This window comes from Sedimentitalea sp. (assembly GCF_039973035.1).
Classification (GTDB): domain Bacteria; phylum Pseudomonadota; class Alphaproteobacteria; order Rhodobacterales; family Rhodobacteraceae; genus Sedimentitalea.
This window is the reverse complement of record NZ_JBDWLR010000094.1, coordinates 286,171-300,902: the sequence shown is the minus strand read 5'-3', so window position 1 is coordinate 300,902 and position 14,732 is coordinate 286,171. Positions and strand designations below refer to the sequence as shown.

The following is a 14,732-nucleotide window of genomic DNA, read 5'->3' as shown; positions in this document are numbered from 1 at the left end:
TTGTGTGCATCAGGACCGGCGCAGGATCAATAGTGATCCGCTTGGTGCGACGTTTCACAACGCGTGCATGCCAAAGGGGATGGCAGCCTGCGCATGCCGGTTCTGTGATTTCAACAAACCTTGATTGGTCATTCTATGTTTCCATGGATAGACCGGTTTGCACAACAGGGAAGACAATCCATCATGAAGCTGATTTTAGTGGCAACGCTCGCCTATTGTGCGCTCTTTTCGGCATCTCTGAGCGCGCAGGGCCGAACTGTAGTTGTCGAACTCTTCACTTCTCAGGGCTGTTCGTCCTGTCCGCCGGCCGATGCCATCCTGCACAAGCTTGCAGAGCATAAAGGAGTCATCGCGCTGGCGCTCCATGTGGACTATTGGGACTATATCGGCTGGAAAGATGAATACGCCCTCGCGTCCCATACCAAGCGTCAGAGGGGCTATGCCCACGTGGCAGGTCGTGAGGTGGTCTATACCCCGCAGATGATTATCAATGGCGTCGACGATGTCGTTGGGGCGCACCCGATGGAAGTCGCCGAGATCATTGATCGCGAAAAATCATCTCCGGCGGTCGTCGCCTTGAGCGCAGAACGCAACGGATCACGCGTGACCATCCGCGCCGCGCCAGTGTCTCGACCGCTTGATGGGCCTGTGATGGTTCAGCTTGTTCGGTATTCGCCTTTGAAGACGGCGAACATCACACGCGGTGAGAATGCCGGTCATAAGCTGGACTATGCTAATGTTGTCGAGGATTGGACCAATTTAGGCGAATGGGACGGTGCAGAACCCTATGAGGTGCAGACTGATCTGGAGGGAGACCTGCCCGTCGTCGTCCTGTTGCAAAGTACCGGGCCGGGAGAAATCGTGGCGGCGGCCGTTGCCAAATAGCTCTAAGCCGCTTTCCAGCGCCGGTGAATCCAGAACCATTGGTCCATATGTTCACGGACCAATGCCTCCAACCCGTTATTGATCTCTTGGGTCATCGTCACAGGATCGGAATGTGCGATCGGTTCGTGCATCACGATCTCAAAATTGAGACCGTCGGGTTTGCGGATAGCATAGACCGGGATCAGCGCAGCATCCTGCTTTAGCGCTAGTTCAGCAGGCACTGTCGAGGTAATTGCGGGCTGGCCAAAAAAGTCGAGTTCAACGCCTTCCTGCACGTGCAAATCACCCACAATTGCAATGATGCCGCCCTGTTTAAGATGACGCACCATTTCGATCATGCCGCGGCGGCCCTGTTCAAACATTGGCGTTCCGATGCCTGAAATCGTCTTGACATAATGTTCATGGAAATAGGGGTTGGCCATGCGGCGGTAGAGCGCCCCCATTTCAAACCCCATCGAGATCAATTTGGCGCGTGCGGCGTCATAGTTGCCGAAATGGCCTGTCATCAGTATGACGGGCCGCCCAGCCTTGCGGGCCTCATGGAGGGCTGACAGCCCGGGCCCGCTGACATCAGCGGCCTTTGCATGGTCAACAAAGGCCTGGCCCGAATAGAGTTCTATAAGAGACCGCCCGGCGTTGTTGGGCACCGCTCGGCACAAGTGGCGGACTTCGGCTTCGGTCAGGTTAGGACAGGTCAGCCGGAGATTGTCCCTGACCCGTCGGTCAAATCCTGCGAGTGGGGCCATGACGCGGGCAACCAACCAGCCCATTGCACTGACGCGTTGAGGATAGGGAACCAGTTTGAAACCGCCGATCAAGGTGCGCAAAAACAAGTTTGCCGTGTAGTATTTGACACGTTCAAGTCGGGAAAGATCAGAAAATTCTGCCGGCATTCAAGGCTCTCAACGGCGAAAGGTTTCGCGGTGCCAGACATATAGACCCGCTCCTGCGATCACAAGAGCGCCAAAGATGGTCCACGCGTCGGGCAATTCGGCAAAGAACAAAGCTCCCCATAGAGCAGCAAAAACCAGCCCGGTGTAAGAGTAGGGAGCCAGCATGCTGGCCTCTCCCTGACTGAACGCACGGATCAGCGCGAGCTGCCCAAAGGTACCGAAAAGGGTGATCAGGCCGATCAGACCCCATGCGATCAGATCGGGCGTCTGCCAGACAAAGGGGACCACGAGCGTCAACAAGACCGTGCCGACGAGCCCAGTGTAGAAGAGCGAAGTCCAGACGTCTTCTGCAGCCCCGAGCCGCCGGGTGAGCAAGGAATAGGCCGAGTAGCAGCCAGCAGCAGCCAACGGCAGCAAGGCCGACAGTGAAAACACCGAACTGCCAGGACGGATGATGATCAAGGCACCGATCAGTGCAACGATGATGCCGCCAATACGGCGCACGCCAAGGGGTTCGCCCAGGAACAGAGCGGCGCCAAGGGTAATCAGAACCGGATTAAGCGCCATCAGCGCGGCCGCGTCTGACAGAGGGATCATGCTTATGCCGGTAAAGAAGAAAGCTGTTGCGCTCATCAGCAGGATCGAGCGAAGAAACTGCAGGACCGGCTGGCTCGTCCGGGCTACGGTTTTCAGACGAGGTGCGACGAGGATCAGCACCAGAGCCATCTGCCCGGCATAGCGTGCCCATACGGTTGGGAGGACCCCGATGCGCGGGGCGAGAGCCTTGGCCGAAGCATCCATCAAGGTAAAGCAGAAGATCGCCATGATCATGAGCAGAATTGCCCGATTGCGCACATCCGTGATAGCGAGATCGCTCATCTCAACGCCCAGTTTGCGGTTCTAGTTTGTTTAGGTCGGGCTGCGCACATGCTCATCGGACCCTGATAGGCGCTGCTTGCCTCAGTGTCTATCGGGCAGCAAGGATGTGTAGCGCTTGATTGGCAATAGTGGGTTGACTGGCTGACTAGTGTGCGTGATCTCGAAGTTCACGAACCGGCCATCTTAGACAAGTCCGTAAAGCGTTCCGGCCTGGAGATGGATCATCTAAACCTTATTAAAATCAATTTCTTAAGATCGTTAGCTGATGGAAAATGTAGTAGGCTCACCGACCATACCGGTATGTTTCACTCCTGCTCTTGCTCAGGAACGATCAGTTCCAGTTCCCCGGCCTGTTCCTGTATCCGGATTGCCGCAATTATCTCGGTCATAGCCGCTTCGCCGTCCCGCGCCTTGACCTTGCCTTTTTCTTGCACTTCTTCACGGACACTGTCGGCAAGACGGCTGGGCATGTTTCCAAGCAGGAATTCGGCGGTCGCCTTGGTGCCATCGTCGCTGGCTGCGGCAAGAGCTGTGACCAGAACATTCTGATCTACTGCTCGGACAAGTCCCGGCACATCGCGCGGCCGTACCCGTTCGGGAATATGGGTAAAGATAAAGATTGATTTGCGCACCGTTGTGGCGAATTCAGAATCCGTCTCGTCCAGCCCTGTCAACATGTCGTCACGTGTCGCAGCAGCAGATTGATTGAGAATGGCGCCGATTCGTGCGCCAGGAGCGTCATCAAAGGCGACCGGTGCCTTGTGATCCAGCTGCGCGGCGAGCGACAGGCCGATCCTGTCCACGGCATCAGGGGTAACATGTCCTGTTTGTGACACCGCATAGGTGATGCGCCGCGCCAGCGGGCCGGGCAGGGCGCCAAGCAACGCAGCCGCCTTGGGGGTATCGAGTTTTGACAGCAGAACCGCGGCAATCTCGGTGCATTCAGCCTGTGCTACGCGAACGAGGTCTTCGATGGGTAGCAATTTCAGGCGTGCCCACGGATCACCGGCCTGCCGCACACCTGCCTCTTTGCGCAATCGCGCGGCGGTTTGCGGGCTGATCTTGCCATCCATGACCGAGATCGCTTCGGCCAGTCCATTAGGAAAGGAAAGCCCTACGCCATCCAGAACATCGGCGAACTCTTCGACAACGGAATGTAGCGTGGTCCTGTCAACCAGCCCCATTGACCCCATCTGCTGGATCAACCGGGCTTGCAGATCGTCGGGCAGATCCTCAAGTGGTAGATCGGCTCCTTCGTTCAGGAGGAGCCGTACGACAATCGCGGCCTTCGCCTTGGTGTCGAGCACCGCACTCGGCTTGGTCAGTTGAGACGGTGTGGCGACATCGCGTGTTGTCGCCATCGGCAATGTTGAAACCTGAGTATTTTGCTGCATGCTCTGGCCGCGCCCTTTTGACCTGATCCGTGAACCAAATCAGACTAGGCCAGAAGCTGTAAACAAAGCCTGAAAATCAGTAGCTATACGTCGTCCCTGTTCGGATTGCCTCGCGCAGCGATGCTTCGGCCCAACTGCCGGTTCCGTCACGATCCTTGATCTCGTGCCATTGCGCGATGGCGTCGTCCATCCGGCCTTCCTCAACAAACCCTTGGCCCATGTAGGAGCGGGCCAAAATGTTGTCCGGATTCTGCGCAATCGCCTGCTCGTAAAAGACGTTGGCCAGCTCAAGATTACCGAGCTTGCGATGGGTGAAACCCCAATAGGTCAGAACCCGGTCATCCGCCTGGTCCGCCATCGCGGCCAGTACACCCTGCGCATCATCAAAGCGCCCTGCATAGGCGAGTTCGCGCGCCGCGTCGTAGAGGATGTCGCTGTCCAGAGATGCATCTTTGGGCGTAACGCATTGTTGCGTTGCCGGGTCCCATACCTTGACACCCTCGCAGGACTTGGTCGTGTTGGTCGGTTTTGGCGGGGGATCATCACTTGCGGCAAAAGCCACTCCGGGGATCGCCATCAGAAAGGGGATAAGTATACGCATTTTCGGCTCCAACATGTTCGGTTTAATCGTTGTTTCGAATACTCGTGACGTGCGTGTCGGGCAAAAACATATCCTGCCCGCGCGAAGAACATCGGCGAACCGATCAATCAGCTGCTGGTTTGAGCGATACAGCTTTGGGATACGGCATCCCACGTCATGCCCGGTGCACAGGATTGTGCCTGATGTTCGCGGTCCGAACACATGGCAAAGGACAGGGCCGGGACGGTAATAAGCACCAGTGCTGCTGCGACAGTCTTGAGGGTCATGAATGATCTCCAATCAGGTTTCGAGCAATTGATCTTGGGCATTGGAGGAGAGTGTAGCGCGCATCTCGGGTTTAACAAAACGAAAATGGCCCACATTGGCGTGAGGTCGCCAATGTGGGCCAAGGTTGTAAAGAAATTCGGCAGTTCTAGTCTTTGAAGACACGCGCAAAAATCGTGTCGACATGTTTGGTGTGATAGGCGAGATCAAATTTCTCCTCGATCTCTTCAGCGCTCAGCGCCTTGAGCACGTCGGCGTCGGCCAAGAGTTCGGTTTTGAAATCCTTGCCTTCTTCCCAGACCTTCATTGCGTTGCGCTGCACCAGTTTATAGGAATCCTCGCGCGACACACCCGCCTGCGTCAGCGCCAAAAGCACCCGCTGACTCATCACAAGCCCGCGGAATTTGTTCATGTTGGCCAGCATGTTGTCGGGATATATGACCAGCTTGTCCACAACCTGTGTCAGTCGCGCGAGCGCGAAATCCAGCGTGATCGTTGTATCGGGCCCGATGTTGCGCTCGACCGAAGAATGGCTGATGTCCCGCTCGTGCCAGAGTGCCACGTTCTCCATAGCGGGCACAACGGCCATACGCACCAGACGCGCCAGCCCGGTCAGATTTTCGGTCAGTACAGGGTTGCGCTTGTGCGGCATTGCGCTGCTGCCCTTTTGCCCCTTGGAAAAGAACTCTTCGGCTTCCAGAACCTCGGTGCGCTGCATATGGCGGATTTCAGTGGAAATGTTCTCGATAGAACTGCCGACAACGCCGAGTGCGGCAAAGAAGGCTGCATGACGGTCGCGTGGGATGACCTGAGTGCTGATCGGTTCCGGTTCCAGACCGAGCTTGGCACAGACATGCTCTTCGACCGCCGGATCGATATTGGCAAAGGTGCCAACTGCGCCGGAAATTGCACCCGTCGCGATTTCTTTGCGCGCCGTTTTCAGGCGCGTCATGTTGCGGTCCATTTCCGCATAGAACCGTGCAAAGGTCAGACCCATCGTCGTGGGTTCGGCATGAATGCCGTGGCTGCGCCCGATGCGCACGGTATCCTTGTGCTCGAGCGCGCGCCGTTTCAGAGCGGCGAGCAGCCCTTTCATGTCTTCGATAAGGATGTCGGCGGCGCGCACCAGTTGCACGTTGAATGTCGTGTCGAGCACGTCCGAGCTGGTCATGCCCTGATGCACAAAACGGGCTTCATCATTACCGATGATCTCGGCGAGATGGGTGAGGAACGCGATCACGTCATGCTTGGTCACGGCTTCAATCTCGTCGATGCGGGCGACGTCAAACTCGACATCCCTGGCTTTCCACGCGGCTTCTGCGTTTTCGCGCGGGATCACCCCCAGATCGGCTTGGGCATCGCAGGCATGCGCTTCGATCTCGTACCAGATGCGGAACTTGGTTTCCGGGCTCCAGATGGCGACCATGTCAGGGCGGGAATAGCGGGGGATCATTGGCAGCGGCACCTTTTTATGATTGTGCAGGACTTGCGCCGCCTCATAGACCGGCGGTGCAGTCGCGACAAGTCAGGAGACAGAAGATGAGACGGTTTTCCCATGTTCCCGTGGTGTATCATGCCTGATCGGCCGAGATGCTTGCCGGATTTCGAGGGCACGTGGGCGTTGAACCGTCGGATCGAACATTCCGACGGAACGCTGGCACATTTTGACGGGCAAGCCATCTGGGTTCCTGACGCGGAGGGGCTGTGTCAGGAGGAATCTGGAACGCTGCGCATAGGGAAGGGTACGCCGATCGTGGCGAAACGCCGTTACCTCTGGCGACCGGAGTTGTCGGTCTATTTCGACGACGGGCGGTTCTTTCACGATGTCCCGCCATTGGGAGGCAAGGCGGCGCATTGGTGCGCGCCGGACCGATACGACGTCATTTATGATTTTGCATCATGGCCCGAATTCCGGGTGACATGGCAGGTGTCCGGCCCGCGCAAGTCCTACAGGATGGACAGCACGTATCGCCGAACACACGGTTGATTTCAGGCTCTAGCGGCGGCGCAAGGCATCCAGTGCCGGTTTGTTAACGCAATACATCGGTGCCGCATCCAAGTGAGACGAGCGACGTTGCAGGCGGTTACAGTCGGCCTGAGCAGGGCATCTGTTACATTTGATCGCCATGGTGCGCAGCACCGGCGCATAGCGCTGAGGGTCTTGGGTCAGCAACTCGGCCAGCCCGGTGCAAAGGCGCTCGGCCATGCCATTGACCAGATCGGTGCTCTTGGAAAGATTCGAGAAAAAACCCATGGGGTGCCTCCTTGACGGGCGTGGGAATTGATCATTTTGCCCCGCTATCATGGCACAAATCAGACGTGCCCGGATTGACTTGAATCAAGCCCCGATGTGCAGTTGCAGCAAATTACACTTGTTGCAACGCGGCATCTGCGGCATCAAGGCGGTCAAACAGATCGCAACACAGGATATTGCAAATGACCCAAGCTGTTCTCACACAGGCCTTCGGCCCGCAATCCGGCACTGCGCTGCGCCTGAAACAGGCTGCACTCGTGTTGGTTGGCGTTCTCGCCCTAGCGATTGCCGCCAAGATCAAGGTACCGATGTGGCCGGTTCCGATCACGATGGGTACATTTGCAGTTCTGTCGATTGGCGCGGCCTATGGCGCACGGCTCGGGCTGGTAACGATCCTCGGTTACATGCTGGTCGGTGCGCTTGGGTTTGACGTATTCGCGGGGTCATCCGCCGAAGCCGCGGGCCTGACCTATATGATGGGCGGAACCGGTGGTTATCTGGTTGGATATGTTCTGGCGACCCTTGCACTTGGTGCGCTTGCCGCGCGCGGTTGGGACCGGTCGTTTGGCATGATGGCGCTGGCGCTGCTGATCGGTAACGCATTGATTTACCTTCCCGGACTTGCATGGCTGGGCCATCTCTATGGTTGGGACAAGCCGATCGTCGAATGGGGTCTGACACCGTTCCTCGTTGGTGATGCAATCAAACTGGCGCTTGCGGCTGTGCTGTTGCCCGCACTGTGGAAAATGGTCGGCTCTGTTCGTCGCTGAACAAATCTTGATCCAGTAATACCGAGGCCCCGGAGATCGCTTCTCCGGGGCCTTTTTCATGCTCTTTACAGCCACGCTTGGCAGTGAAAGGATCAAACCAACCGGAGGAAAAGTTTGAATGCCGATGATCCCAAGACTGTCAATCGCCACATTCGCTGCTGCGCTGAGCCTGAGTGCCCTTGTCGCGCAGGCAGACACGCCTGTGAGCTATACTGAAAAAGGCAAGGCGCTGTTCTCTTTTGACGCGCCGGATTTCTGGACAGTGCATGTCGGCGGACCGCGTGACCTTTCGGACCCAAAGGTAAATCAGTCCCGTTCGGTCAGCCGTCTGATCGGTCTGCAACCGGCGACTGAGTCAAGGATCTGGGTTGGGTTTATCTCTCCGGCGGGCGTAACCGATTTTGCGGACGCCAAGGAGTATCTGTCGGAGATCGGACCATTTCTGGTCAAGAACGCAGAGATCGAAAAACGCGCCGAAAAAGTGATCGGCGGGCGACCTGCACGAACAGTGTCCGGCAGCGGCAATCGCGATGGCAAGGCGGTGAACTTCACTGCCATCGCGATCGACTTGCCGCACAACAGAATGGCGATATCGGTCGTGGTGATGGAGGCAGGGTTCGGTCAGGACAACCTTGCCGGGGTCAACCGCATGTTTGCGTCGTTCCGGGTCGGAGGGTAGCACATGGGTCGAATATCAAACAAATTGCGTAAGTCGTTGATGGCAGTTTTGTTCACCGGTGCGTTTGTCGGTCTCACCGCCTGTGATCCGGCGTCTACCAGCGTCAATGCCGGTGTTGGTGTCTATTACGATTCAATGCTCTGGAACGATTACTACTATCATGGCGCACGGCCTCCGCATCGTCCACCACCCGGCACACGCCCGCCGCCCGGTACGCGACCTCCACCATCAACGCGCCCGCCGCGCCCCTCACATCCGATTGCCAGACCGCCCACGGCGCGACCACCAATTCATCGTCCTCCCGGAGGAGGAGGGCCGAGAAGGCGTTGAGTCTAGGGTCGGAAACAATCAAGGAATGGCCTCCTGAATTGTTGTGTCGTGCAGTGTCAAAGACGCGTCGTTCATGACTGATCCCGGCATTTGGTGGTGCGCTTGATTTCCGCTACAAGTTGACTTCGATTTGATATGCAGCCAGACTTGCCCGCTGATCGGCATGCCGCTGGATCTGGTGCGAAACAACCGCAAGTCAGGCTGTTTTCAACGATGGGTTTTCGTTTTCTGAAATGATGGCGGGCGCCCCGATCGGGTGCCCGCCCATCTCACGCCAGATGGGGCCTGGGCCAACCGACCAAATCGTCTTCTGGTCGCTATTCTGCGCGTTGCTTTGTCTGTACACGCGCACCATGTTCTAGCGTTTGGTGCACCGGGCATTTGTCAGCGATTTCCATCAGTCGCTGGCGTTGGGCTTCATCCAGATCGCCCACTAATCCAATTGTCCGAACAAAAGTATCGATGCGATTTGACTTGCCGGTCTCGGCATCTTGTGCGTGAACTTTGTTGTGCGTCACATCAACAGTCACATGATCAAGCGGCCAGCCCTTGCGACGGGCATACATCCGGATCGTCATCGATGTGCAAGCCCCCAGTCCGGCCGCAAGCAGACCATAGGGGGATAGCCCCCGATTGGTGCCGCCAAATTCCTTGGGTTCGTCAGCATAAATATGTGTCGCGGGGCCGGATTGTACGTCTTGCAGAAAACCTTCTGGGTCAGCCTCGGAGACACGCACAACGCCTTCTGGCGGGCCGTCGGCTGTGGCGGGTGGCGACAGATCGACATAGCGGGTCAACCACGCCGCGATCACGTCCGCTGCGTATTCGGAATCCTTCGCCCGCGAGATCAGGTGATCCGCATCGTCCAACGTCACAAAGCTCTTTGGATGTTTGGCCGCTAGGAAAATCTGGCTGGCATTCTCAATTCCGACCGTTTCGTCACCGGGCGCATGCATCACCAAGAGCGCCGCGCGAAGTGATGCAATCGCTGGCGCAAGTTTTTCTGCGCAGACGTCATCGACGAACGCCTTGCTGATCGTGAAGGGGCGGCCGCCGAGGGTGACTTTCGCGGACCCTTCCTCCTTGATTTCGGAGAGTGATGCCGAAAAGTTATGGGTCACATGTCCAGGATCGAACGGCGCGCCCAATGTTACAACAGCCTTTATGCCATGGATTTCATGCGCAGATTTCAGAACCGCGCTGCCGCCAAGCGAATGCCCGATGAGTACATCCGGCGCCATGCCCCGTGCCTTCAACCAATTCGCGGCCGCGACCAGATCCTGTACATTGGAGGAAAAGGACGTATTGGAAAATTCCCCATCAGAGTGACCCAAACCGGTAAAATCAAAGCGCAGCACCGCAATACCCATACTCGCGAGCCGCCCGGCAATCCGGCGTGCAGCAGCGATGTCTTTGCCACAGGTAAAACAATGGGCAAACAAGGCAGTTGCCAATACCGGGCCATCGGGCAGATCAAGTCTCGCGGCGAGTTCGCCGCCATCATGACCTGGGAATGTAATTCGTTCTGTTGGCATGGGGACCTCCGATTTCTATGGATACATGAAATGTTGGACCCACGCAGGAAAAGGGGTGTCACGACAATGTGTTATCTCGCGACATAGGAGCATACGTCAAAAAAAGTCGGAACGGCTTTGTCGGTACCACGCTCAATCCAAACGGTCGGCTGGCGGGGCAACCAACCTCAGCACCGAGACGGAGCCATCAGTATTCAACGAAGTATGCGCGGACCACGGGGCCGGCGTCAGCGCCCCATCAGCGCCGCGTCAAACGGATAGGTCGTCAGGTTTTCATACCCGCCTTCGGTGATCAGAACCTGATCTTCCAGTTTGATCGAAAAATCTCCACCGACCTCGCCAACGCAGGCTTCGACACACAGCACCATGCCGGGTTCCAGCGCATAATCGAAAGCCCCGGGCACAGCCTTGTCGGGATAACATACCAATGGCCACTCGTCGCAAAGGCCAACGCCGTGCATGATACAGCCGTATTTCTGGGCCTGAAACTTGTCGTCCAGCAGGTGCGCGTTGGCGGTGAGTTCAGGAATGGTGACGCCGGGCTTCAACATCTCCATGTTGGTCATGATGTGCTCATGTGCGTGTTGCATGGCGTACACCATGTCAGATCGCGGCTTTTGATCGCCGATCCACCAACTGCGGGAAATGTCGACACAGATGCCGAAGGACCCGATCAGGTCGGTATCAAACGAAATGATCTCGTTGGGTTGGGCGATGCGCGGGCCACATTCCTGAAACCACGGGTTTGTGCGTGGCCCAGAGGCGAGCAGGCGGGTTTCGATCCACTCGCCGCCGCGTCGAATATTTTCAGCGTGCAGAACCGCCCAGATATCATCTTCGGAAACTTCTGCATCCGGCACCTTGGCACGTGCGAATTCTTCCATTGCTTGAACAGCGGTTTCGCAGGCATGGCTGGCACATCGCATGGCGAGAATCTCATCCGGGCCTTTGATGGAGCGGGATTTCTCGGTGACCTCTTCGCCTTCCTTGATGTCGAAACCCTGTGCCTGAAGCGCGTAAAGCCCGTGCAACATGACCTTGTCGACCGCCAGGCGCGTGTTGCCGGGGGCATGTTCGTTCATCAGGACGCGCACTTCGTTGGCAAAATTGTCGGCGGCGATGTCGACCTTGTCGCCCCGGTCGAAATAGAACAGGTCCGCGCCGGAACGCTGTTCACGCACCAAAGGGTTGAATTTGCTGAGGAACGGCGCGTTCTTGTAATCCCACATCACCATGTAACCATCCGCGCAAAGCAATACGGCACGAAATGGGTTGTGCGTGTTCCAGAGCTGCATATTGGTGCTGTCGGTGGCATAGCGGATGTTCAACGGGTCAAACATCAAGAGCCCGCCATAGTCCCGATCGACCAGATGCTGCGTCAGCCGTGCCCAGCGATAGTCGCGCATTGCTGGCAGGTTGGGCAGGGTCAGGCCCGCTGTATGCCACTCTGACAAGGCCAGCCGGGTCGGGCCGATTTCGATGCGGTCCTGATTGTTCGGCGTACCGTCCCTCAGAGTGTCGCCCTGCGTCGGGTCGATCTTGCGCATGTCGCGGTAATGGGTGTTCATCACGCACCTCCTTGGCGATTAGGGTGCGGCGTGGTGTTTGGCATTTCCGTTCAGAAAGCGACGGGGAACGTGTCGTTTTGAGGCCCCATCGCGCAGCCGGATTGGTGCCGAGACAGAGAACGGCTGGCGTCACAACACGGTTCCAACTCAGCCGGGTTGATCATTTGCTAAAGCTCATCGGCAAGGTGAACGTAGAGACCGAATTGGGTAGGCCCTTGGGCGCAGCTGGAAATTTGCGGGCGGACTGTACGGCGCGTAATCCGGCCTGATCGATATGCGCATTGCCTGAGGATTTGGCGACAGAAACGCCCTGCAGGGTACCGTTGGACGCGACGCTAATGCGCAGCCTGACGGTACCGGATGCGCCACGCGCAGCCCGCGGGTATTTCTTGCGGCGCTCGATGCGGGCGCGGACCTGCGCACCCCATTGGGACATCAGGGTCTGACGTTGTCCTTTGCTGAGCGTGGCCGCAGCAGACGTGTTGCCTAGTCCGGCCTGTTGCCCGCCACCCTGTCCGGCGGCGCGTTGAGCGGCACTTTCGGCGGAATTTTGGCTTTGCTTCTTGGCCTCTTGCGTTGGTTTCTTCCGGGCCGGTTGCTTGGGTCTCGCTGGTCTTGATTGCGGTCGTGTCGCAGCGATTTCAGGCTGCTCTTGCTCCACTTCTTCTGGCGTTTCCTGTTCACGTTCAGGCTCTGGCACGGAGGGAGGGGGTGGTGCAGTTGCGTCGGCTTCTGGGAGCGCCTCAGGCTGTGGCAGGGCGAGACCTGCCACTTTGGGCAAAGCCGGGAGAGAGGGTGCATCCGCCGTCGTGGGTTGGGGGAGCGTGGGCGTTTCGATCTTGGGTTGCGCAAGTTTTGGTGGCGTCCGTGGCGCAGGGGTTTCGGGCGGCTTTTCCCATTGCTCGACCATTTCCGCGATACTGGCCGTCGAGGCCTGAAGCGACATCAGCGCTTCGCCTCCTTCGCCCGATGCGACAAGGCCGGTCTCCGGAGGCCGCAGGCCGAGGGCGATCAGGTGCACCGCGAGGGCCACAGTCACAAACGCCACAAGTTCGGCGAGACGTCTCATTGCTTGGCCGTCACCAGTTGCACGACGCGGAATCCTGCGGCGCCAAGTTTCGGCATGAGAGCGGCCAACCGGGTGGCATCGAGTTTGGCATCTGCGCGCAGGATCAGGGGCGGTGGCGTATCCTGGGGGCAGGGTTCGGCGGCGCAATAGCTTTCGCGCGCGGCGGTAAGCGCGGCCAATACCTCGACCTCGCCAAAAACGTCGAGGTATCCCAGTTGACCCTCGGCATCCATGTACAGGCGAAATTCTCCCTCTGCGGAGTCGGTTTCGTCCATCACGGGAGGCTCGACGTCGAACGGTTCCGGTGGCGCGATCTGTGCCGACATCAGGAAAAAGATCAAAAGCAGGAACACGACGTTGATCATCGGAACGATGCTCTCAGTCGGTTGGCGGCGTGGGGGGACGGAAAACTGCACGGGACTATTCGATCAGCACAAGTGCCGTGTATCCGGCGCCCGACAACGTTTCCATGACCGCAATCACCCGTTGCAGATCTGCCCCGTCGGCGGGACGCAGAATGATCGTGTCGCCCGGCTTTTTCGTAAGGTCACTGATTTGCGCGAGCAGGGCATCTGGTGACAATGAGATGCCGTTCAACAAGAGCGAGTCCGGCGCGATGTCGATCAGGCGGGGCGGACCGGAATAGCCTTCTCCGCTGGCGGATCCGGCGACATTCAGCGGGATATGCATGTCTATGCCAAAGCGCGATGCCAGCATGAAAAACACCAGCAAAAGGAACACCACGTCGATCATCGGCGTCAGGCTGGGTTTGCGCCGGGGGCGATCTTCGGCGAAATCGAACATTATTCTGCAGCGGCTCTGAAGCGTGGTTCGCCGCCATTGACGGTCGGGCGCAGAAAGATGCGGGTGGCGGCGTCTTCCATCTGCAGGCGCAGGCGATCCACGATGCTTTCAAACCATGTCAGTGCGGCCGCTGCCGGGATGGCCACGGCCATGCCTGCCGCAGTGGTCAAGAGCGCCTCCCAGATGCCACCGGCAAGGGTGGCGGGATCGGCGCTGCTGCCGGCCTCTTGCAGGGCTTGAAAGGCGGCGATCATGCCCATCACCGTGCCCAAAAGGCCCAGAAGCGGGGCGATTGTTGCGATCAGTTCCAGTGGACGCAGACCCGAGCGTGCTCCGGCGATGAGGTTGCGGGCGACGCGGCCGGTCTCTTCGCGAGCAGCGTCTTCGTCCAGCGTCATGTCGTGACGGGCGGTCATTGCCGCGCGGGTCAGAACCGCGCGACAGGTACGGCGGTTTTCCAGCAAATCGAGGGCCGCTTCTTCGTCGCCATCTGACCACAGGGCCACGGCACGTTTTGCGCGTGTGCCGCCAGTCCAGGCACCAAGGATTGCCAGACGCCAGATTTTCCAGAGGATCAGGGCCAGCGCGACCACACTGAGCGCGGAAATCGCCCAGATCGCCGGGCCTCCAAGCAGGATAAACTCATAGAGTTTGCCCAGTTGCTCGGTGCCGAGAATTGTCGATCCGTTGAAATTCATATCGCGTCACTTTCAGGGTTGCTCCATGAAACGCCTTTGTCGCTATTTTGGCAGAGTATTTTTGTCAAGATTTAATGCAGAGTAATTCTGTCAAGATACGAGCGGGGAG

The 14,732-nt window shown here is 57.9% G+C and carries 18 protein-coding genes; 4 read left to right on the top strand and 14 right to left on the bottom strand.

Annotated features, from left to right (window positions below):
- The first annotated feature begins 183 nt into the window (after positions 1-183).
- The gene (locus ABJO75_RS26415) at positions 184-885 is read left to right on the top strand and encodes a DUF1223 domain-containing protein (RefSeq protein WP_348125498.1); all 702 of its coding nucleotides are present in this window, start codon (positions 184-186) and stop codon (positions 883-885) included.
- 2 nt (positions 886-887) lie between these two features.
- Here the strand turns inward: ABJO75_RS26415 and ABJO75_RS26410 are convergent, their stop codons facing one another.
- The 6 genes from ABJO75_RS26410 to purB all read right to left on the bottom strand — a co-directional run bounded on the left by ABJO75_RS26410 (position 888) and on the right by purB (position 6,369).
- On the bottom strand, positions 888-1,778 hold the full coding sequence (locus tag ABJO75_RS26410) for a lysophospholipid acyltransferase family protein (protein WP_348125496.1): 891 nt from the start codon (positions 1,776-1,778) through the stop codon (positions 888-890).
- A gap of 9 nt (positions 1,779-1,787) precedes the next feature.
- Positions 1,788-2,657: a DMT family transporter gene (locus ABJO75_RS26405; protein ID WP_348125495.1), complete on the bottom strand. Its 870-nt coding sequence runs from the start codon at positions 2,655-2,657 to the stop codon at positions 1,788-1,790.
- 305 nt (positions 2,658-2,962) lie between these two features.
- Positions 2,963-4,051: a FliG C-terminal domain-containing protein gene (locus ABJO75_RS26400; protein ID WP_348125493.1), complete on the bottom strand. Its 1,089-nt coding sequence runs from the start codon at positions 4,049-4,051 to the stop codon at positions 2,963-2,965.
- Positions 4,052-4,127: 76 nt separating this feature from the next.
- The gene (locus ABJO75_RS26395) at positions 4,128-4,652 is read right to left on the bottom strand and encodes a hypothetical protein (RefSeq protein ID WP_348125491.1); all 525 of its coding nucleotides are present in this window, start codon (positions 4,650-4,652) and stop codon (positions 4,128-4,130) included.
- Between the two features lie 107 nt (positions 4,653-4,759).
- A complete protein-coding gene (locus tag ABJO75_RS26390; RefSeq protein ID WP_348125489.1) occupies positions 4,760-4,918 on the bottom strand; it encodes a chitin-binding domain-containing protein in 159 nt (52 codons plus the stop codon).
- 146 nt (positions 4,919-5,064) lie between these two features.
- Positions 5,065-6,369: an adenylosuccinate lyase gene (gene purB / locus ABJO75_RS26385; protein WP_348125487.1), complete on the bottom strand. Its 1,305-nt coding sequence runs from the start codon at positions 6,367-6,369 to the stop codon at positions 5,065-5,067.
- 141 nt (positions 6,370-6,510) lie between these two features.
- Here purB and ABJO75_RS26380 point away from each other — a divergent pair, with 141 nt between their 5' ends.
- On the top strand, positions 6,511-6,903 hold the full coding sequence (locus tag ABJO75_RS26380; protein WP_348125485.1) for a DUF6314 family protein: 393 nt from the start codon (positions 6,511-6,513) through the stop codon (positions 6,901-6,903).
- 9 nt (positions 6,904-6,912) lie between these two features.
- Here the strand turns inward: ABJO75_RS26380 and ABJO75_RS26375 are convergent, their stop codons facing one another.
- The gene (locus tag ABJO75_RS26375; RefSeq protein WP_348125484.1) at positions 6,913-7,170 is read right to left on the bottom strand and encodes a DUF6455 family protein; all 258 of its coding nucleotides are present in this window, start codon (positions 7,168-7,170) and stop codon (positions 6,913-6,915) included.
- A gap of 182 nt (positions 7,171-7,352) precedes the next feature.
- On the opposite strand from ABJO75_RS26375, the gene ABJO75_RS26370 reads away from it, so the two are divergent.
- Positions 7,353-7,940 carry a biotin transporter BioY gene (locus ABJO75_RS26370; RefSeq protein ID WP_348125482.1) on the top strand — a complete coding sequence of 196 codons (588 nt, stop codon included), beginning with the start codon at positions 7,353-7,355 and terminating at the stop codon, positions 7,938-7,940.
- 118 nt (positions 7,941-8,058) lie between these two features.
- On the top strand, positions 8,059-8,619 hold the full coding sequence (locus ABJO75_RS26365; protein ID WP_348125480.1) for a hypothetical protein: 561 nt from the start codon (positions 8,059-8,061) through the stop codon (positions 8,617-8,619).
- A 103-nt stretch (positions 8,620-8,722) separates the two neighbouring features.
- On the opposite strand, the gene ABJO75_RS26360 is transcribed toward ABJO75_RS26365, so the two are convergent.
- The 7 genes from ABJO75_RS26360 to ABJO75_RS26330 form a co-directional block, all read right to left on the bottom strand.
- A complete protein-coding gene (locus ABJO75_RS26360; protein ID WP_348125479.1) occupies positions 8,723-8,971 on the bottom strand; it encodes a hypothetical protein in 249 nt (82 codons plus the stop codon).
- 295 nt (positions 8,972-9,266) lie between these two features.
- A complete protein-coding gene (locus ABJO75_RS26355) occupies positions 9,267-10,484 on the bottom strand; it encodes a bifunctional alpha/beta hydrolase/OsmC family protein (RefSeq protein WP_348125478.1) in 1,218 nt (405 codons plus the stop codon).
- A gap of 227 nt (positions 10,485-10,711) precedes the next feature.
- Positions 10,712-12,052, bottom strand: a complete 1,341-nt coding sequence (gene dddP, locus ABJO75_RS26350; protein WP_348125476.1) for a dimethylsulfonioproprionate lyase DddP — start codon at positions 12,050-12,052, stop codon at positions 10,712-10,714.
- Between the two features lie 160 nt (positions 12,053-12,212).
- Positions 12,213-13,121: a TonB family protein gene (locus ABJO75_RS26345; protein WP_348125474.1), complete on the bottom strand. Its 909-nt coding sequence runs from the start codon at positions 13,119-13,121 to the stop codon at positions 12,213-12,215.
- The gene (locus ABJO75_RS26340; RefSeq protein ID WP_348125472.1) at positions 13,118-13,537 is read right to left on the bottom strand and encodes a biopolymer transporter ExbD; all 420 of its coding nucleotides are present in this window, start codon (positions 13,535-13,537) and stop codon (positions 13,118-13,120) included. Before ABJO75_RS26340 ends, ABJO75_RS26345 begins: the two co-directional genes overlap by 4 nt.
- A 4-nt stretch (positions 13,538-13,541) precedes the next feature.
- On the bottom strand, positions 13,542-13,925 hold the full coding sequence (locus ABJO75_RS26335; protein ID WP_348125470.1) for a biopolymer transporter ExbD: 384 nt from the start codon (positions 13,923-13,925) through the stop codon (positions 13,542-13,544).
- Entirely contained in the window at positions 13,925-14,623 is a 699-nt protein-coding gene (locus ABJO75_RS26330; protein ID WP_348125468.1) for a MotA/TolQ/ExbB proton channel family protein, read from the bottom strand. The genes ABJO75_RS26335 and ABJO75_RS26330 overlap by 1 nt, the downstream gene beginning before the upstream one ends.
- Positions 14,624-14,732: the final 109 nt, after the last annotated feature.